At 67.9% G+C, this 18,932-nt stretch carries 13 protein-coding genes; 4 read left to right on the top strand and 9 right to left on the bottom strand.

Going from position 1 to position 18,932, the window contains the following annotated elements:
* Positions 1 to 132 precede the first annotated feature (132 nt).
* The 7 genes from ABDV68_RS11290 to ABDV68_RS11260 form a co-directional block, all read right to left on the bottom strand.
* Complete coding sequence (locus ABDV68_RS11290; RefSeq protein ID WP_343520037.1) at positions 133 to 1,320, bottom strand: cyclopropane-fatty-acyl-phospholipid synthase family protein; 1,188 nt, start codon at positions 1,318 to 1,320, stop codon at positions 133 to 135.
* Between the two features lie 135 nt (positions 1,321 to 1,455).
* Entirely contained in the window at positions 1,456 to 2,487 is a 1,032-nt protein-coding gene (locus tag ABDV68_RS11285) for a 2-oxoacid:ferredoxin oxidoreductase subunit beta (protein WP_343520036.1), read from the bottom strand.
* Positions 2,484 to 2,825, bottom strand: coding sequence for a DUF6678 family protein (locus tag ABDV68_RS11280; protein WP_343520035.1), 342 nt, complete (start codon positions 2,823 to 2,825; stop codon positions 2,484 to 2,486). The genes ABDV68_RS11285 and ABDV68_RS11280 overlap by 4 nt, the downstream gene beginning before the upstream one ends.
* A complete protein-coding gene (locus tag ABDV68_RS11275) occupies positions 2,822 to 4,699 on the bottom strand; it encodes a 2-oxoacid:acceptor oxidoreductase subunit alpha (protein ID WP_343520034.1) in 1,878 nt (625 codons plus the stop codon). Before ABDV68_RS11275 ends, ABDV68_RS11280 begins: the two co-directional genes overlap by 4 nt.
* 557 nt (positions 4,700 to 5,256) lie before the next feature.
* Positions 5,257 to 7,125: an ABC-F family ATP-binding cassette domain-containing protein gene (locus ABDV68_RS11270; protein ID WP_343520033.1), complete on the bottom strand. Its 1,869-nt coding sequence runs from the start codon at positions 7,123 to 7,125 to the stop codon at positions 5,257 to 5,259.
* A gap of 199 nt (positions 7,126 to 7,324) precedes the next feature.
* Positions 7,325 to 8,494, bottom strand: coding sequence for a carboxynorspermidine decarboxylase (locus ABDV68_RS11265; protein WP_343520038.1), 1,170 nt, complete (start codon positions 8,492 to 8,494; stop codon positions 7,325 to 7,327).
* A 195-nt stretch (positions 8,495 to 8,689) separates the two neighbouring features.
* Positions 8,690 to 9,895 (bottom strand): saccharopine dehydrogenase family protein, encoded by a 1,206-nt coding sequence (locus ABDV68_RS11260; RefSeq protein ID WP_343520032.1) that lies wholly within the window; start codon positions 9,893 to 9,895, stop codon positions 8,690 to 8,692.
* A 249-nt stretch (positions 9,896 to 10,144) separates the two neighbouring features.
* On the opposite strand from ABDV68_RS11260, the gene ABDV68_RS11255 reads away from it, so the two are divergent.
* The 4 genes from ABDV68_RS11255 (at position 10,145) to ABDV68_RS11240 (ending at position 13,584) form a co-directional block, all read left to right on the top strand.
* On the top strand, positions 10,145 to 11,134 hold the full coding sequence (locus ABDV68_RS11255; protein WP_343520031.1) for an alpha/beta hydrolase: 990 nt from the start codon (positions 10,145 to 10,147) through the stop codon (positions 11,132 to 11,134).
* 188 nt (positions 11,135 to 11,322) lie between these two features.
* Positions 11,323 to 12,393 (top strand): PA0069 family radical SAM protein, encoded by a 1,071-nt coding sequence (locus tag ABDV68_RS11250; RefSeq protein ID WP_343520030.1) that lies wholly within the window; start codon positions 11,323 to 11,325, stop codon positions 12,391 to 12,393.
* An 89-nt stretch (positions 12,394 to 12,482) separates the two neighbouring features.
* Complete coding sequence (locus ABDV68_RS11245) at positions 12,483 to 12,911, top strand: response regulator transcription factor (RefSeq protein ID WP_343520029.1); 429 nt, start codon at positions 12,483 to 12,485, stop codon at positions 12,909 to 12,911.
* A 100-nt stretch (positions 12,912 to 13,011) separates the two neighbouring features.
* Positions 13,012 to 13,584, top strand: coding sequence for a DUF4199 domain-containing protein (locus ABDV68_RS11240; protein WP_343520028.1), 573 nt, complete (start codon positions 13,012 to 13,014; stop codon positions 13,582 to 13,584).
* Here the strand turns inward: ABDV68_RS11240 and ABDV68_RS11235 are convergent.
* The gene (locus tag ABDV68_RS11235; protein WP_343520027.1) at positions 13,566 to 15,161 is read right to left on the bottom strand and encodes a long-chain fatty acid--CoA ligase; all 1,596 of its coding nucleotides are present in this window, start codon (positions 15,159 to 15,161) and stop codon (positions 13,566 to 13,568) included. The two genes, ABDV68_RS11240 and ABDV68_RS11235, sit on opposite strands and share 19 nt — an antisense overlap.
* A gap of 230 nt (positions 15,162 to 15,391) precedes the next feature.
* The gene (dnaE, locus tag ABDV68_RS11230; RefSeq protein ID WP_343520026.1) at positions 15,392 to 18,874 is read right to left on the bottom strand and encodes a DNA polymerase III subunit alpha; all 3,483 of its coding nucleotides are present in this window, start codon (positions 18,872 to 18,874) and stop codon (positions 15,392 to 15,394) included.
* Between the last annotated feature and the right edge of the window lie 58 nt (positions 18,875 to 18,932).

The raw sequence follows: 18,932 nt of genomic DNA, 5'->3' as shown, positions 1-18,932 counted from the left end.
GACCTGGCGCAGCCGGGCCTCGTCCTGCGCGGCGGGCGCGGGAGCCGGTGCGGGCATCTCTGCTCTGGGCGCGCAGCCCCATAGCGCCACCGCCGAAAGCGCGATCCAGGCCGTCCGCATGTCCCTCTCCCTTCAGTCCTTTATGAGCGTCACCTGCGCGACCCAGATCCCGCCGCCGCGGAATCCGCCTTCACAATACATGAGATAGTAGCGCCACAAATCTAGGAAATGCGGGTCGAATTCGGGCGGGATACGCCCCGCTTCCACCGCCGCGTCGAACCGCTCGCGCCAATTCTTCAGAGTCTCGGCATAGTCGAGCCCGAATTCGTGCCGGTCGTGCCAGCTCAGTCCCTGCGCGGCCGCGATCGCCCGGAAGCGCTCTTCCGACAGCAGCATCCCGCCCGGGAAGACATAGGTCTGGATGAAATCGACGTTGCGCGCATAAGCCTCGAAGATCGCGTCGTCGATCGCGATATACTGGATCGCGGCGCGCCCGCCGGGCTTCAGCGCATTCGCGATGGTGCCGAGATAGGCCGGCCAATATTCCTCGCCCACCGCCTCGACCATCTCGATGCTCGCCACTGCGTCATAGCTGCCCGCGATGTCGCGATAGTCGGTCAGCGAGACCTCGACCCCGTCGAGCCCGGCCGCAGCCATCCGCGCATCGACATAGACCTTCTGCTCGGTCGAGAGGGTGAGGCCATGGACCTTGCGCCCGCCTTGCGCCGCGATCTCGGCGAACGAGCCCCAGCCGCAGCCGATCTCGAGGATGCGGTCGCCCGCCGCAGTACCGGTGCGTTCGAGGATCGCGGCCAGCTTGGCATGCTGCGCGGCCTCGAGCGTCATGCCCGGTTCGGCGAACAGCGCGCTCGAATAGGTCATGCCGGCATCGAGCCAGGGGGCGTAGAAATCATTCCCCAGATCATAGTGATAGGCGATGTTGCGCCGCGCGCCGTCGCGGTCGTTGCGCTGCAGCCAGTGCCACGCACGCTTTGCCAGCCGCGTGAAGCCATGCGCGCGGCCCGTGTCCCCCAGCGTCGCGCGGTTGCGCATGAACAAGTCGAACAGCGGCACCGGATCGGGGCTGGTCCATTCGCGCGCCTGCCACGCCTCGTACCAGCCCACCGATCCGGCGGTCGCGAGCCGCCACAGCGCGCGCCAGCTATGGATCGCGACCACCGCGACCGGACCGGGCACACGCCCGCCGAGCCGCCGCGGCTTGCCGCCGGGCAATGTCACCTCGATCGCCCCTATGGCGAGCCCCGCATCGATCCGGTCGAGCAGCTTGCGCAGCAGCGGCGTCAGGAGCGTCGCGAGCACGCCCCGACCCGGCGCCTTGGCGCCATCGCCCCAGCCATCCCGGCGGCCCCTGTTTCGTGCCGGCGCCTGCATCGAGCCGCACAAACCACGGCGGGATCGAGTCGGGCAAGCGGCAAGTTGCCGTTCGCGTAACGATCAGATCGCGTGGGGTTCCTTGTCGACCTGCCAGGTCTGGCCCTTGCTGACGAGCTTCTGGAGATCCGCGACCTTGCCCTCGCTAGCCGCGGCGTTCTGCGCCACGACCGCGCTCTCGAAGGTCGGCGCGGGATCGTCGTAGAGCACGCCGAGCGCCATCGGGAACGGGCCGAACGGCATCTCGACCAGCATATGGGCGATGGCGCGGTTGGTGACGTTGTGGACGATCACCCCGGCGGCCTGCCAATCACCTTCCACGACATCTACGGTTTTCAGCGTAAGTCGTTCGGTATCAAGGGAAATCCCCTTGGAACCACCCGCGAAGAGCATCGGCTTGCCATCTTCGAGCCAGAGCTGGTGCCCGGCATTGGCCTTTTCGGTGAAGGGCGCGAAGACGTCGTCATTATAGACGATGCAGTTCTGGAAGATCTCGACGAACGCCGCGCCCTGATGGGCGTGCGCGGCCTTGAGCACGCTCGGCAGATTCTTGTGCACGTCGATCCCGCGGGCGATGAACCGCGCGCCGCTGCCCAGCGCATAGGCACAGGGCTTGGCCGGGTGATCGACCGAGCCGAACGGAGTGGAGGGCGAGCGCGTCCCCTCGCGGCTGGTGGGCGAATATTGCCCCTTGGTCAGGCCGTAGATCTCGTTGTTGAACAGCAGCACCTGGCAATTGAGGTTGCGGCGCAGCAGGTGCATCGTGTGGTTGCCGCCGATCGACAGGCCGTCGCCGTCGCCGGTGATGATCCACACGTCGAGATCGGGATTGGCGAGCTTGACCCCCGTCGCCACCGCCGGCGCGCGGCCGTGGATGGTGTGGAAGCCGTAGGTCTCCATATAATAGGGAAAGCGCGACGAGCAGCCGATGCCGCTGATGAACACGGTGTTCTCCGGCGTCGCGCCGATCTCCGGCATCGTGCGCTGCACCGCCTTGAGGATCGCATAGTCGCCGCAGCCCGGGCACCAGCGGACCTCCTGGTCGGTCTCCCAATCCTTGGGGGTCGAGGGCTTGATGGTGGTGATCTCGTTCATGCGCGCGCCCCGAAATAATCAATCGGCTGACCATGCTCGATATAGCCGAAGACACGAAAGCCCTCGTCCGTCTCATGCCCGGCTAGGCCAATCCGATTCAAATGACCGGCCACCTCCGACCTGGCCTGTGCGTCATCGACAATCAAATCGACCCAGCGCGTGGTCTCCAGTCCGCCATCACGAAAGTGATAAAACCATTCAGTGTCAGGCGAGGTATAATGACCGTTGAGGTCCTTGCACCTGAACGCCGGCGTCTTCGGCATTGTGAGGACGGCTTCTCGAAGTTCGTTCCACTTCGTGTCGTTCGCAACCGATGCCCATTGTGGAGCTTGGGTCATCCCAACGCCTCCTCGATCGCTGCCTCGATCTCATGGATGCGGAAGGGCTGGCCGCTGACCTTGTTGAGCGGCTTGGCATCGACGAGGAACTGGTCGCGCAGCACGGTCTTCAGCTGGCCGGTGTTCATTTCCGGTACGAGGATGTGCTCGTAACCCTTTAGCAGATCACCGAGATTCTTCGGCATCGGCCAGATGTGGCGGATATGGACATGGCTGACGTCGAGGCCCTTGCGGCGGGCGCGGCGGACCGCCTGGGTGATCGGGCCATAGGTCGAGCCCCAGCCGACCACGACGAGCTTGCCGCCGGCCTCGCCCTGCTCGATCGCCTGATCGGGCACCGCGATGCCCTCGACCTTGGCCTTGCGGATGTCGGTCATCGCCTGATGGGTGGCGGGGGCATAGTCGATATTGCCGGTGCCGAGCGCCTTCTCGATCCCGCCGATGCGGTGGAGCAGGCCCGGCGTGCCCGGCTTGACCCAGGGGCGCTTCAATTTCTCGTCGCGGGCATAGGGCAGGAACTTCTCGCCCTCGGCCGGCAGCTCGGTGTGGAACTCGACCGGGAACGGCTCGTAGCCGCTCATGTCCGGCACCTTCCACGGCTCGGCCGCGTTCTGGAGATAGCCGTCGGTGAGCAGCATCACCGGGGTCATGTACTGCGTCGCGATGCGCACCGCCTCGATCGCGCAGTCGAAACAGTCGGCGGCGGAGCGGGTCGCGATCACCGGCACCGGCGCGTCGCCGTTGCGGCCATAGACCGCCTGATAGAGGTCCGACTGCTCGGTCTTGGTCGGCAGGCCGGTCGAGGGGCCGCCGCGCTGGGCGTTGACGATCACCAACGGCAGCTCGGTCATGATCGCGAGCCCGATCGCCTCGGTCTTGAGCGCGATGCCGGGGCCCGAGGAGCAGGTGACGCCAAGGCTGCCGGCGTACGACGCGCCGAGCGCCGAGGCGACCGCGGCGATCTCGTCCTCCGCCTGGAAGGTGGTGACGCCGAACTCCTTGAGCCGCGCGAGATGGTGCAGGATCGCCGAGGCCGGGGTGATCGGATAGCCGCCGTAGAAGAGCTTGAGCCCGGCGAGCTGCGCGCCCGCGACGAGGCCGAGGCTGATCGAATCCGCGCCGGTCACGGTGCGGTAGAGGCCCGGCTCGACCGGGGCGGCGGGGACGTGAAGCTGGCCGACGCCCTGCGCGCCGAGCTCGGCGGTCTCGCCATAGGCGTGCCCGGCGTTGAGCGCGGCGATGTTCGCCTCGGCCAGCTCGGGCGCCTTGGCGAACTTGGTCTTGAGCCACTCCACCAGCGGGGCGCGATCACGGTCGAACATCCACAGCGCCAGGCCCAGCGTCCACATGTTCTTGCAGCGCAGCGCCTCCTTGTTGCCGAGGCCGAACGGCTTCACGGCATCGAGGGTGAGCTGCGAGATGTTGAGCTTGAGCAGCTGCCATTTCGCGAGGCTGCCGTCTTCGAGCGGGTTCTCGGCGTATCTGGCCTTGTCGAGGTTGCGTTTGTTGAACTCACCCTCGTCGGCGATGATCAGGCCGCCGGGCTTGAGGTCGCCGACATTGGTCTTGAGCGCCGCCGGGTTCATCGCGACGAGCACGTCGGGCGCGTCGCCCGCGGTCTCGATCGCGGCCGAGCCGAAGTTGATCTGGAACGCCGAGACCCCGAACAGCGTGCCCTGCGGCGCGCGGATCTCCGCGGGAAAGTCCGGGAAAGTGGCGAGGTCGTTGCCGGCCAGCGCGGTCGAGAGCGTGAACTGGCCGCCGGTGAGCTGCATGCCGTCGCCCGAGTCCCCGGCGAACCGCACCACGACCGCCTCGGGCGGCGGGTGGGCCGAAGCTTCTTCGGGGGTCACCTCATGGACGGCGCTGGCCATTCAGTCTCTTCCTGCAATTTTCCTGCACCCTCTAGGATCGGGGCGCTGACTCCAAGGTAGAATGACAGGGCGTGGTTGCAATCGCTTCTTTCAGAACGTTTTGGGCGCGGGAAAGATCAGTTGTTTCCACTTTGTGTCCGGCTGTGTCCTCGTTTGTTCGAGTATAGGGTGGATGGGCGGCTGTAGGAAAGCGAGGGGCGGTTTCTGGCGGTTTTCCGCGGGTTTTTGGGCAGCGGCTATGTAGCGAAGCGTGTGGCCGACGCGGGTTCGGGGCGTGGCCGGCGCATCCCCAAGTGGAACAAGGTGCGGACGATGTTTGGTTATCGGAGATTCCGTGGCTCCGCGTTTGGGAGAGGGATGGCCGGTTTGTGGACTCGGGCGAGCGGTGGCCGGGGCGAGTGAGTCGACGGTGTCGAGGGCGGCCCGGAATCAATCCTCCCCCGCCAGGGGGAGGTGGCGCCGCAGGCGACGGAGGGGGAGGAAACGAAGGTCCCCGCCGTCCGCCCCCTCCGTCAGGCTACGCCTGCCACCTCCCCCTGGCGGGGGAGGATTGGATTCTACGCCGCCAGCGCCTCCAATGCCTCGCTCGCCTCCATCCAGGTGGCTTCCGCCGCCTCGATCGCCTTCGCCACGGCATCGCGCTGCTTCATCAGCTCGGTCATGGTGAGCTTGGCGAGGTCGGGGGCGGCGCTGGCGGGGTCGAACATCGCGCGGTCGATCGCCGACAGCTTCTCGCCGAGCCTGGCCAGCTCGGCCTCGGCCGCCTTGGCCGACTTGCGCAGGGCATTGCCCTTCTCGCGCGCCTCGGCCGCCTCGCGGCGGGCGTCCTTGCGGTTGCCGCCCTTCCCCGCCGCCTCGGCCCTGGGCTCCTTGGCGAGGACGAAGGCGATGTAATCGTCGAGATTGCCGTCGAACGGCCGCGCGGTGCCCTGATCGACCAGCACGAGGCGGTCGGCGGTCATCTCGATCATGTGGCGGTCGTGGCTGACGATCACCACCGCGCCGGTATAGGCGGCGAGCGCCTGGATCAACGCCTCGCGCGCGTCGACGTCGAGGTGGTTGGTCGGCTCGTCGAGGATCAGCATGTGCGGCGCGTCGCGGGTGATGAGGGCGAGCGCGAGGCGCGCGCGCTCGCCGCCCGAGAGCTTTCCGACTTGCGTGATCGCCTTGTCGCCGGGGAAGCCGAAGCGGCCGAGCTGGGCGCGGACGGCCGCGGGCTTCTGCCCCTCCATCAGGCGCGCCATGTGATCGTAGGGCGTCTCGTCGCTGTGCAGCTCCTCGACCTGATACTGGGTGAAATAGCCGACGCGCATCTTGCCCGAGGCGGTCTTCTGTCCCTCGATCGGGGCGAGCTGCGCGGCGAGCAGGCGGGCGAGCGTGGTCTTGCCGTTGCCGTTGCGCCCGAGCAGCGCGATTCGGTCGTCGGGGTCGATGCGCAGGTTGAGCCGCTGCAGGATCGGCACGCCGTCATAGCCGACGCTGGCGTGATCGAGCGTGATCAGCGGCGGGCGCAGCTGCTCGGGATCGGGGAAGCCGAAGGACAGCGTGGGATCGTCGACCACCGCGGCGATCGGCTGCATTCGCGCCAGCGCCTTGGCGCGCGACTGGGCCTGCTTGGCGGTCGAGGCGCGGGCCGAGTTGCGCGCGACATAGTCCTGGAGCTTGGCGCGCTCGGCGAGCTGCTTCTCGCGCGCGGCCGCCTGCTGCGCCTGACGCTCGGCGCGCTGGCGCTCGAAGCTGTCGTAGCCGCCCGGATAGAGGGTAAGCTTGCCGCGCTCGAGGTGGAGGATGTGATCCACCACGTTGTTGAGGAAATCGCGTTCGTGGCTGACGATGACGATCGTCGCGGGATAGGACTGGAGGAAATCCTCCAGCCACAGCACGGCTTCGAGGTCGAGGTGGTTCGAGGGCTCGTCGAGCAGCAGCAGGTCGGGCTGGCTGAACAGCAGCGCGGCGAGCGCGACGCGCATGCGCCAGCCGCCCGAGAAGCTGTCGAGCGGGCGGTGCTGCGCGTCCTCGTCGAAGCCGAGGCCGACCAGGATGCGCGCGGCGCGCGAGGGGGCGGAATAGGCGTCGATGGCGCCGAGCCGCTCATGGATCTCGCCGAGGCGGTCGGGGTCTTCGAGGCCCTCGGCCTCGGCCATCAGCGCGGCGCGCTCGGTGTCCGCAGCGAGCACGGTCTCGAACGGCGTGGTCTTTCCGGCCGGCGCCTCCTGCGCGACATAGCCGATGCGCGCGCCGCGCGGCATCTCGGCGTTGCCCTCGTCGGGGTCGATCTGGCCGGCGATCACCTTGACCAGCGTGGACTTGCCCGCGCCGTTGCGCCCGACCAGCCCGATGCGGCCGCGCGGGGGCAGCGCGGCGCTGGCGCGGTCGATGATGACACGGCCGCCGAGGCGGACGGTGATGGCGGAGAGGTTGAGCATGGCGGGGGCTAAATGGAATCGAAAACCTGGTTTGAATAGACCTTATTCCTCCCCCGGAGGGGGAGGGGGACCAGCGAAGCTGGTGGAGGGGTAGTCGCCCCAAGCGAACGGTGCGTTTGTGGAGACCTACCCCTCCACCACCGCTTCGCGGCGGTCCCCCTCCCCCTCCGGGGGAGGAATCGAACGATCACTCAACCGACTAGGACAACCGGCCCTCGAAGTCTTCGTAGCCGAAGGTCTTCACGATGCGCAGCTCGTCGCTGCGGCTGTCCCACAGGGCGATCGACGGGAGCGGGACGCCGTTGAAGGTGGTGGTCTTGACCATCGAGTAGTGCGCCTGGTCGAGGAAGGCGAAGCGCTGGCCCGGCCGCGGGCGCTCGGCGAAGCGATAGTCGCCGAGGATGTCGCCGGCGAGGCACGAGGGGCCGCCGAGGCGGACGAGGACGTCGCCGCCCTCCCCCAGCATCGCCGGGCGGTAGGGCGCCTCGATCACGTCGGGCATGTGGCAGGTGGCGGAGATGTCCACGACGCCGATCGGCATGCCGTTGTCGAAGATATCGACGAACTCGCCGACGAGGATGCCGGTGTCGAGCGCGATCGCCTCGCCGGGTTCGAGCACGACTTCGAGGCCGGTCTCCTCGCGGACCTGGCGGAGGAACTCGACAAGGTCGTCGCGCTGGTAATCGGCGCGGGTGATGTGGTGACCGCCGCCGAAGTTGAGCCATTTGAGCTGGCCGAGATAGGGCGTGATGCGGGGCTTGAGCGCCTCCCAGGTGCGGCGCAACGGGGGAAAGTCCTGCTCGCACAGCGAATGGACGTGGATGCCGTCGACGCCTTCGAGATGCTCGGGGCGGAGCTGGTCGGCGGGGAAACCGAGGCGCGAGTGCGGCTGGGCGGGGTCGTATTTCTGGACCTCGCCCTCCGAATGCATCGGGTTGAGGCGGAGGCCGACGTCGAAACTGTCGCCGCGGGCGCGGGCGGCGTCGAGTTCGGCCTTCATCGCGACGTGCTGGCTGGGTGTGTTGAAGATGACGTGGTCGGAGATGCGGCATACCTCCGCCATGTCTGCGGCCTTGTAGCCCGAGCAATAGGTCGCGATCTCGCCGTGATAATGGTCGGCGGCGAGCTTCGCCTCGTGGAGGCCCGAGGTGGCGACGCCGTCGAGATACTTGCCGACGAGATCGCCGAGCGACCACATCGAGAAGGCCTTGAGCGCAAGCAGGATCTTGACGCCCGCGCGGTCGCGGACATCGGCGATGACCTGCAGGTTGCGCTCGACCGCGGCGGCGTCGACCACGAAGCAGGGCGAGGGCACGCGCGACAGGTCGAACCGGGCGAAGGCGCCGGGGTCGCCGGCCTTGGTCGACATCACGGGCGGTGCGGCGCGGGTTTCCATTGACTCACTCCATTCCTCCCCCGGACGGGGAGGGGGATCGGCGTAGCCGGTGGAGGGGTAGTCTCCCCAAGCGAACCGGTGCGTTTGCGGAGACCTACCCCTCCACCACCGCTTCGCGGCGGTCCCCCTCCCCCTCCGGGGGAGGAATTGGGAGCCGCCGCGTTTCGATCAGAACTTCAGCGGCTCCGCCAGCTCGTGCACCTGCCACGGCAGGCCGTGCTTGTTCAGCATGTCCATGAAGGGATCGGGGTCGAACTGCTCCATGTTGAACACGCCCTCCCCGCGCCACGTGCCGTTAAGCATCAACGCCGCGCCGATCATCGCGGGAACGCCGGTGGTGTAGCTCACCGCCTGGTTGCCGGTCTCCTCGAACGCGTCCTCGTGATCGCAGACATTGTAGACGTAGAAGGTCTTCTCCACGCCGTCCTTGGTGCCGGTCGCGATGTCGCCGATATTGGTCTTGCCCTTGGTCGTGGTGCCGAGCGTCGAGGGCTCGGGCAGCACCGCCTTGAGGAACTGGAGCGGGACGATCTCGCGGCCTTCGTACATGATCGGCTCGATCGAGGTGAGGCCGACATTCTGCAGCACGCGCAGATGAGTGAGATACTGCTCGCCGAAGGTCATCCAAAAGCGGGCGCGCTCGATTTCGGGCAGGAACTTGACCAGGCTCTCGAGCTCCTCATGGTACATGAGGTACATGTTCTTGGCGCCGACCTGATCGAACTCGAACACCTGGCGCGACGACAGCGCCGGGGTCTCGACCCATTCGCCATTCTCCCAGTGCCGCGCGGGCGCGGTGATCTCGCGGATGTTGATTTCGGGATTGAAGTTGGTCGCGAAATGCTGGCCGTGATCGCCGCCGTTGCAGTCGAGGATGTCGAGCGTGCGGATCGTGTCGAGCAGATGCTTCTTGATGTACATCGCGAACACGCTGGTGACGCCCGGATCGAAGCCCGAGCCGAGCAGCGCCATCAGGCCGGCGCTCTTGAAGCGGTCCTGATAGTCCCACTGCCAGCCATAGTGGAACCGCGCCTCGTCGCGCGGCTCGTAGTTGGCGGTGTCGAGATAGTCGGTGCCGGTGGCGAGGCACGCGTCCATCAGGTTGAGGTCCTGATAGGGCAAAGCGAGGTTGACGAGGAGGTTGGGCTTGACGGCCTCGATCAGCTTGCTGGTGGCGGCGACGTCGTCGGCATCGACCTCGGCGGTGTCGATGGTGACGCCGAAGCGCTGCTTCACCGATTCGGCGATCGCGTCGCACTTGAACTGGCGGCGGCTGGCGAGCGTGATCTTCCCGAACAGATCGGGGTTCTTCGCCATCTTGTGCACCGCGACCGACGAAACGCCGCCTGCGCCGATTACGAGAACGTCCTTCACGCCTTGTCCTTCCTCAAAATGTCCCGGGGGAATGACGCCCCCCATATGAGAGCAACGTCCCGGATGCAAAGGGCGATGCGTCTAGTCCTTCCTAATCCTCCCCCGCCAGGGGGAGGTGGCGCCGAAGGCGACGGAGGGGGAGGAAACGAAGGTCCCACCGTCCTCCCCCTCCGTCATCGCTGCGCGATGCCACCTCCCCCTGGCGCGGGAGGATTGAAAGTTTAGGGCGGATTGGTTCAAGCGTGTGACATGCAAAAGACGATCGGCCGCAGGGCATTCATCGGGGGCACCGCAGCTTTTGGGTTCGCGGGTCAGGCGCAGGCGCAGGTGAAGCCGCCGAAGATCTTCGCCCCCGCCCCGCCCTGGCCGCCGCGCGAGCATTTCATGCTGTGGCCGGGCCTGCCGCCCGGCACGCCGCCGGGGATCGCGCGCTCGAACGTGCCGGTGCCGCTTCCCCTGGGCACGCCGCAGCGCTGGGAGAAGGGCATCCGCTATCCCTATGTCGGTGTGTTCCGGCCGGTGCGGCCCGACGGGCGCGCGGTGCTGGTGATGCCCGGCGGCGGCTATGTCTTCGTCAGCCTGATCAACGAGGGGGTGAACGTCGCGCGCGCGCTCAATCCGCGCGGGATCACCGTGTTCGTGCTCGCCTATCGTCTGCCCGGCGAAGGCTGGCTCAACCGCACCGAGGTGCCGCTGCAGGACGCACAGCGCGCGATGCGGCTGATCCGGTCGCGCGCCGCCGAGTTCCGCATCGATCCGACCAGGCTCGGCATCTGCGGCTTCTCGGCGGGCGGGCATCTCGGCGGCACGCTGACGGTGGGGCATGAGGATGCCGTCTATCGGCCGGTCGATGCCGCCGACCGGCTCTCGGCGCGGCCGGCCTTTTCGGGGCTGATCTATCCGGTCACGCAGTTTTCGAGCGCCGGGCCGAACAGCCGGTCGGGGCCGAACCTGCTCGGGCCGAACCCGCAGCCGGGTGCAGGCGCGCGGTTCGACGTGCTCGCCCGGGCCAGCGGGGCGATGCCGCCGTTGTTCCTGTGTCACGCGATGGACGATGCGACGGTGCCGGTGAGCCAGAGCATCGCGCTGATGGAAGCCGCGCGGCGTCATCGCGTGCCGGTCGAGGCGCATTTCCTCGAGCGCGGCGGGCATGGCTTCGGCGCGCTCAACCTGCCCGCGGCCAATCCCGGGGCGAAGTGGCTCGACTGGTTCGCGGCATGGGTCAGGACGCATGTGTAGCGGCTGGTAAATCCTCCCCGCCAGGGGGAGGTGTCAGCGAAGCTGACGGAGGGGGCGGATGCCAGAACATTTGACGATTCGCGTCCTCCCCCTCCGTCGCGCTGCGCGCGCCACCTCCCCCTGGCGGGGGAGGATCAAGCAGCGCATTTGTTCTTGAAATGTTCCATCCGCCGGCCTAGTCTCGGCGAATGGCAAAGACCCGCCCCGTGCGCGGGGCCACGCACAACCGCGAGAGCGTTCGCTTCAACCTGCCCGAGCGGGAGGCCGATGGCGACTGGCTCGACGCGCGCGAGGATATCGACGGCGAGCTGCCCCCGCTGCGCACGACGGTGACGGTCGAGAAGCCGAAGACGATCCTGACGCGCAACCAGTCGCCGGACATCGCCTTCGACCGCTCGGTCAACCCCTATCGCGGGTGCGAGCATGGCTGCATCTACTGCTTCGCGCGGCCGAGCCATGCCTATCACGACTTGTCGCCGGGGCTGGATTTCGAGACCAGGCTGTTCGCCAAGCCCGACGCCCCCGCCCTGCTGCGCGCGACGCTGGCGAAGCGCGGCTATGCCTGCCAGCCGATCGCGTTCGGCACCAACACGGATCCCTATCAGCCGATCGAGGCCGAGTGGCGCATCACGCGCGGGTGCATCGAGGTGCTGGCGGAATGCGACCATCCGATCACGATCACCACCAAGTCGGACCGGGTGACGCGCGACATCGACCTGCTCGGCCCGATGGCGGCGAAGGGGCTGGCGGCGGTGATGATCTCGGTCACCTCGCTCGACCCCAGGATCGCGCGTACGGTCGAGCCGCGCGCGCCGCACCCGGAGCGGCGGCTGGCGGCGGTGGCGAAGCTGCGCGCCGCGGGGATCCCGACCTATGTCTCGCTGTCGCCGGTGATCCCGCAGATCACCGACCACGAGATGGAGCACATCATGGAGCGCGCGGCGGAGGCCGGGGCGCTGGGCTGCTTCTACCTCCCCGTGCGGCTGCCGCACGAGGTGGCGCCTCTGTTCCGCGCCTGGCTCGACGCGCATTTCCCCGACCGCGCGGGCAAGGTGATGGCGACGATCCAGTCGATCCGCGGCGGGCGCGACAACGATCCCAACTTCCACACCCGCTTTCGCGGCCAGGGGCCGTGGGCCGAGCTGCTGCGCACGCGGTTCAAGCGCGCGGCGCGGCGCTATGGGCTCGACAAGGACTATATCCCGCTGCGCCGCGACCTGTTTCGCCCGCCGCCGGGGGCACAGGGGGAGCTGTTCTAGAAGCGGCCTCCAATCCTCCCCCGCCAGGGGAGGACTGGTTTGGGTTGCGCTGAAGCAACTGCCGCGCGATGCTTGAGCGGATGCGGGCGATGCGGTTTCCTTCGTGGTGGCGTCAGGCGCTGCTTTACGGCGCGCTTCTCGCGGCCGGCACCGCATTGCTGCAGTGGCTCGACTATCGCTGGCTGGCGCGGGCGCATTCGACCGAGCTGTACCTGCTGATCGTCGCCGCCGCGTTCCTCGCGATCGGGCTGGTGGTCGGCGCGCGCGTGCTCGGCCGTCCTGCCCCGCCGCGCCCAGCCGGCAATCCGGCGGCGCAGGCGTCGCTCGGCATCAGCGAGCGCGAGATGGAGGTGCTGCGCGAGCTCGATGCGGGCCACGCCAACAAGCAGATCGCGCGCAACCTCGCGATCTCGCCCAATACGGTGAAGACGCATGTCGCGCGGCTGTTCGGGAAGCTCGGCGCGAGCCGCCGCACCGATGCGCTAGCGCGCGCCCGCGAGCTGGGATTGCTGCCCTGATTTTCGGGCGATTTCGGCCAAATCACCTCTTTGGGCGATTGCCGCAAGCGCTGCGGCACGAGATCAACCGGCGCATCGAACGCATGCACAGGGGACACACATGCAGCGCCTGATCCTGACCTATGGCCTCATCGCCGGCGTGGTGGTGAGCATCCAGCTCTTCCTGATCGCCACCTTGCTAAAGGACAATCCGCCGACCGGCCCGCTGGGCATGGCGATCGGCTATCTCACCATGCTGATCGCGCTGAGCGCGGTGTTCGTCGCGATCAAGCGGCGGCGCGACCACGAGCTGGGTGGGGCGATCCGCTTCTGGCCGGCGTTCGGCCTGGGCGTCGCGATCTCCGCCGTCGCGGGCGTGCTGTATGTGCTGACCTGGGAAGCGGTGCTCGTCGTCAACGGCGCCGACTATGTCGAGACGATGATGGCGGCCGAGGTCGACCGGCAGCGCGCGGCCGGCGCCGGCGCGGCGGAAGTCGCCGCGCTGCAGGCGCAGATGGAAGGATTCCGAGCGATGTACGCCAATCCGCTCATTCGCCTGCCGATCACCTTCAGCGAGATCTTCCCGGTCGGGCTGCTCGTCTCGCTGGTCTCCGCGGCGCTGCTCCGCAACCCGCGCTTCATGCCGCTGCGGCGCGAGGCCGAACCGGCACAGGATCACGCCGCCGCGAACTGAAACCCCTTATACTGCTCGCGGATCGCGGTCTTGAGCAGCTTGCCGGTGGCGGTGTGGGGCAATGCCTCGACGAAATGGATCTCGTCGGGAAGCCACCATTTGGCGACGTGGCGCGAGAGGTGCTGCTGGACGTCGTCGGCGGTCACCTCGCTGCCCGGCTTGCGGATCACCAGCAACAGCGGGCGCTCGTCCCATTTGGGATGCGGGATGCCGATCGCAGCGGCCTCAGCCACGCCCGGACAGCCGACCGCGGCATTCTCGAGCTCGACCGAGCTGATCCACTCGCCGCCCGACTTGATCACGTCCTTGGCGCGATCGGTGATCTGCATCACGCCATCGGGGTGCAGGATCGCGACGTCGCCGGTGTCGAACCAGCCGTCCTCGGTGAGGCACGGGCCGCTCTCGTCCTGGAAATACTGCTTGATGATCCACGGGCCCCGCACCTGCAGCCGGCCCGAGCTCTCGCCGTCGCGCGGGAGGACCACGCCGTTCTCGTCGACCGTGCGCAGCTCGACGCCGAAGGGCGCGCGGCCCTGGAACACGGTCTTGTCGACCTTGGCGTCGAACTCGAGCTCGTCCCAGTCGTAGCTCGGCGCGCCCATCGTGCCGATCGGCGAGGTCTCGGTCATGCCCCAGGCGTGGTTGACGCGCGCGCCCATCTTCATGATCCGCTCGATCATCGCGCGCGGCGCGGCGGAGCCGCCGATCGTGACGACCTTCAAATATCTGGGCGTGTCGCCGGTCTCGTCGATATGCTGGAACATCGCGAACCACACGGTCGGCACGCCCGCGGTGTGCGTGACCTTCTCGCGGTTCATCAGCTCGCACAGCACCTTGCCCTCGTTGATCGCGGAGAAGACCAGCTTCACCCCGACCATCGGCGCGGCGAAGGGCAGGCCCCAGCCGACCGCGTGGAACATCGGCACCACGGGGAGCACGACGGCCTGGGTCGAGAGATCGAACACCGCCGGCTGCAGCTCGGCCATGGCGTGGATCACCGACGAGCGATGCGAATAGAGCACGCCCTTGGGATTGCCGGTGGTGCCGCTGGTGTAGCAGAGCATGCACGGCTCGCGCTCGTCGCCCTCGACCCAGCGGTAATCGCCGTCCTCGGCGCCGATCACCGCCTCGAAGCTGTCGGGGCCGTCGCCATCGAAGACGATATAGTGCTCGATCGTCTTCCACTCGGGCTTCATCTTGTCGACGATCGGCTGGAACATGCGGTCGTAGATCAGCACGCGGTCTTCGGCATGGTTGGCGATATAGGCGAGCTGGTCGGCGAACAGGCGCGGGTTGATGGTGTGGATGATCCCGCCCATGCCGATCGTGCCGTGCCACGCGACGAGGTGGCGGCTGTGGTTCATCGCCATCGTCGCGACGCGATCGCCGGGCATGATCCCCATGCGCTCAAGGGCTTGCGCGAGCTTGCGCGAATCGCGCGCGATCCCGGCCCAGTCGGTGCGCGTCTCGCTGCCGTCGGCCCAGCGGCTGATGATCTCGCGGCTGCCGTGCTCGCGCTCGGCATGCTCGATCAGCCGCGGTACCCGAAGCTCGAAATCCTGCATCGCGCCCAGCATCGCCCTCTCCTCATCCGCACGGGTTTCCGTGTCCGTAAGGGCATCCTGCGGATTTGAAGGGCGGGATGCAAGGGGGGCAAGGGAGGAGTTTCATCATCCTCCCCCGCCAGGGGGAGGTGGCGCCGAAGCGACGGAGGGGGCGGATGCCAGAACACCAGCGGCTCGTTTCCTCCCCCTCCGTCAGGCTGCGCCTGCCACCTCCCCCTGGCGGGGGAGGATTGAAGTTGCGCTCAGCTCGCCAGCGCCAGCCTCGGCTGCTCGGTGGGCTTGAGCTCGGCCGCGTCCACGCCGGGCAAGCCTTCGACCCGCGTCGCGAGCTCGCCGTCGAGGCGGAAGTTGCGTCCGAGCACCAGCTCCGCCTCGCCCCCGCCGGGGAGCGGCGCGTCGAGGATCACCTCGCAGCGGCCGCCGCGGGCGTCCTCGAGCAGGCGGGCGATCGTCGGCAGCACGCCGGCATCGTTCACGCGCATGCGCAGCGTGAGGCGGACATCCTTGGCCATGCCCTCGAACGGCTGGACCTTGCGCACGGTGACTCGCGCGGAATCCTCGCCCGCGCGGCGGTCGAGCTCAAGCGTCAGGATGCCGCACCCGCCCGCGCGCGAGGCGTCCTCCATCTCCTTGGCGGTGAACTCGTCGAAGCAGGTGCATGGCGTCGTGCCGCTCGTGTCGGACAGCGTCGCCATCAGATAGCGCTTGCCCCGCGCCGAGGTCCGCCAGCGCGCATCCTCGATCAGCGCCGCGATCGTCGCCCCGGCGCGGCCGCCCTCGGCGATCTCGATGTCGTTGAGGCTGGCGATGGTCCGCGCCGAATGCAGCCGCGCGAGGTGCTGATAGCGGTCGAGCGGGTGCGCCGAGAAGAAGAAGCCGAACGAGTCCTTCTCCGCCTCGATCCGCTGGCCGAGCGTCCAGTGCGCGCTCTTGGGCAGCTGGATCGCGGCGCCGACCGGCTCGGCCTCGCCGAACAAGCCGCCCTGCCCGCTGGTGCGGTTCTCGTGCGTGCGCTGGGCGACGGCGAGGATCGTCTCGGCGGCGGCGTAGACGCCGGGCCGGTCGGGGGCGACGCCGTCGAACGCCCCCGCCCCGGCCAGCGCCTCGACCTGGCGCTTGTTGAGCAGCCGCGGATCGACGCGGCGGGCGAAGTCGTCGAGGCTCTGGAAACGGCCCTTGGCGTGGCGCTCCTCAACGAGCAGCTCCATCGCCTTCTCGCCCACGCCCTTGAGCCCCGCGAGCGCGTAGCGCACCGCGAACCCATCATCGACCGCCTCGACCGAGAATTCGGCCTCGCTCGCGTTGATGTCGGGCGGCAGGCACGGCACGCCGAGCCGCTTCATGTCCTCGACGAAGATCGCCAGCTTCTCGGTCTGGCCGAGTTCGAAGCACATCGAGGCAGCGTAGAATTCGTGCGGGTAGTGCGCCTTGAGCCAGGCGGTGTGATAGGCGAGCAGCGCATAGGCGGCGGCGTGCGACTTGTTGAAGCCATAGCCCGCGAACTTGTCGATCAAGTCGAACAGCTCGTTGGCCTTGGCCTCGGCGATGTTGTTCACCCTGGCGCAGCCCTCGACGAACAAGGCGCGCTGGGCGTCCATCTCCGCCTTGATCTTCTTGCCCATCGCGCGGCGCAGCAGGTCGGCGCCACCGAGCGAATAGCCGGCCAGGATCTGCGCGGCCTGCATCACCTGTTCCTGGTAGACGAAGATGCCGTAGGTCTCTTTCAGGATCCCTTCGAGCAGCGGGTGCGGATATTCGATCGGCTCCTGCCCCTGCTTGCGCCGGCCGAACATCGGGATGTTGTCCATCGGGCCCGGCCGGTAGAGCGACACGAGCGCGATGATGTCGCCGAAGTTGGTGGGGCGCACCGCGGTGAGCGTGCGGCGCATGCCCTCCGATTCGAGCTGGAAGACGCCGACCGTCTCACCACGCTGGAGCAGCTCGTAGACCGCCGGGTCGTCCCAGGCGAGCGCGGCCAGGTCGATCTCGATATTGCGCGCGGCGAGCAGCTCGACCGCTTTCTGCAGCACCGACAGCGTCTTGAGGCCGAGAAAGTCGAACTTCACGAGGCCGGCGCCCTCGACATATTTCATGTCGAACTGCGTAACCGGCATGTCCGAGCGGGGATCGCGGTAGAGCGGCACCAGCTCGGCGAGCGGACGGTCGCCGATCACCACGCCCGCCGCGTGAGTCGAGCTGTGGCGCGGCAGGCCCTCGAGCCGCATCGCGAGGTCGATCAGGTGGCGGACGCCCTCATCGCCGTCATACTCCGCCTTGAACTCGCTGACGCCGTTGAGCGAGCGCGGCAGCGTCCAGGGGTCGGTCGGATGGTTGGGAACGAGCTTGGCGAGGCGGTCGACCTGGCCGTAGCTCATCTGCAGCACGCGGCCGGTGTCCTTGAGCACCGCGCGCGCCTTCATCGTTCCGAAGGTGATGATCTGCGCGACCTGGTTGCGGCCGTATTTCGCCTGGACGTAGCGGATCACCTCGCCGCGCCGGGTTTCGCAGAAGTCGATGTCGAAGTCGGGCATCGACACGCGTTCCGGGTTGAGGAAGCGCTCGAACAGCAGCCCGAGCTCGAGCGGATCGAGGTCGGTGATGGTGAGCGACCAGGCGACGACCGAGCCGGCGCCCGATCCGCGCCCGGGCCCCACCGGAATGCCGTTCGCCTTGGCCCATTTGATGAAATCCGCGACGATCAGGAAATAGCCGGGGAAACCCATCTGGACGATGATGTTCGTCTCGAACTCGAGCCGTTCGAAATATTCGCGCCGCCGCTCGGGATCGGTCACGCCCGCTTTCTCCAGCCGCGCCTCGAGCCCGGCGCGCGCGTCGTCGCGAAGCTGCGCCGCCTCCCCTTCGAGGTCGCCGGCGAGGCTGGGCAGGATCGGCTTGCGCCTGGGCGCGGCGTAGGCGCAGCGCTGCGCGACGACGAGGGTGTTGTCGATCGCCTCGGGCAGATCGTCGAACAGCCGCTTCATCTCGGTCGCGGGCTTCATCCACGCATCGGGCGAGGAACGCGCGCGCTCGTCGCTCGCGACATAGGCGGAGCCGGCGATGCACAGCATCGCATCGTGCGCCTCGTGGAAATCGGGCTCAGCGTAGCAGGCCGGGTTGGTCGCGACGATCGGGATGCCGCGGTCATAAGCGAGGTCGAGCAGCCTGGGCTCGGCCTTGCCCTCGACCTCGTCGAGGCGGCGGACGATCTCGACATAGAGCCGGTCGCCGAACAGCGCCTGCAACCGATCGGCATAAGCGAAGGCGGCGCTGTCCTGCTCCTCGGCGAAGAGGCGGGCGAGCGCCCCTTCCTTGCCCGCGGTGAGTGCGATCACGCCGTCGGTGCGGCCCTCGAGGTCGGAGAACAGGACATGCGCGTCCTTCTCGATCGGGCGTTCGAGATGCGCGCGCGAGACGAGGTCGCAGAGATTCTCGTAACCCCGCTGGTCCTGCGCATAGAGCGCGAGCCAGTCGAGCGGCGGCTCGACCCCGTCGGGCATGTCGGGCCGCGCCACGCACAGCAGGGTGCCGACGATCGGCTGGACGCCGGCCTTCTTCGCAGCATCGCCGAACGACATCGCGGCATAGAGCCCGTTGCGGTCGCACAGGCCGGCCGCCGGAAATCCCAGCTCGCGCGCCCGCGCCGCGATCGCCTTGGGCTCGATCGCGCCTTCCAGCATCGTGTAGGCGGAGAAGATGCGGAGCGGGACGAAGCCGGAATGGGGCATGGGACGGTTATAAATGGGGGTGCCGGGGGCCTTTCCGGTGGCCGTCTATCGGAGCGAT

Origin of the sequence: Sphingomonas sp. (genome assembly GCF_039595165.1) — a bacterium.
Lineage (GTDB): Bacteria > Pseudomonadota > Alphaproteobacteria > Sphingomonadales > Sphingomonadaceae > Sphingomonas.
This window is presented reverse-complemented; position numbering and strand designations above follow the sequence as displayed.

Bases quoted from the DNA above. Each gene is read 5' to 3' on its own strand.
- ABDV68_RS11280 (WP_343520035.1), bottom strand. From the start codon at position 2,825: ATGACCCAAGCTCCACAATGGGCATCGGTTGCGAACGACACGAAGTGG.
- ABDV68_RS11285 (WP_343520036.1), bottom strand. From the start codon at position 2,487: ATGAACGAGATCACCACCATCAAGCCCTCGACCCCCAAGGATTGGGAG.
- ABDV68_RS11270 (WP_343520033.1), bottom strand. From the start codon at position 7,125: ATGCTCAACCTCTCCGCCATCACCGTCCGCCTCGGCGGCCGTGTCATC.
- ABDV68_RS11235 (WP_343520027.1), bottom strand. From the start codon at position 15,161: ATGCTGGGCGCGATGCAGGATTTCGAGCTTCGGGTACCGCGGCTGATC.
- ABDV68_RS11240 (WP_343520028.1), top strand. From the start codon at position 13,012: ATGCAGCGCCTGATCCTGACCTATGGCCTCATCGCCGGCGTGGTGGTG.
- dnaE (WP_343520026.1), bottom strand. From the start codon at position 18,874: ATGCCCCATTCCGGCTTCGTCCCGCTCCGCATCTTCTCCGCCTACACG.
- ABDV68_RS11255 (WP_343520031.1), top strand. From the start codon at position 10,145: ATGCAAAAGACGATCGGCCGCAGGGCATTCATCGGGGGCACCGCAGCT.
- ABDV68_RS11275 (WP_343520034.1), bottom strand. From the start codon at position 4,699: ATGGCCAGCGCCGTCCATGAGGTGACCCCCGAAGAAGCTTCGGCCCAC.
- ABDV68_RS11250 (WP_343520030.1), top strand. From the start codon at position 11,323: ATGGCAAAGACCCGCCCCGTGCGCGGGGCCACGCACAACCGCGAGAGC.
- ABDV68_RS11265 (WP_343520038.1), bottom strand. From the start codon at position 8,494: ATGTCGACCAAGGCCGGCGACCCCGGCGCCTTCGCCCGGTTCGACCTG.
- ABDV68_RS11245 (WP_343520029.1), top strand. From the start codon at position 12,483: ATGCGGTTTCCTTCGTGGTGGCGTCAGGCGCTGCTTTACGGCGCGCTT.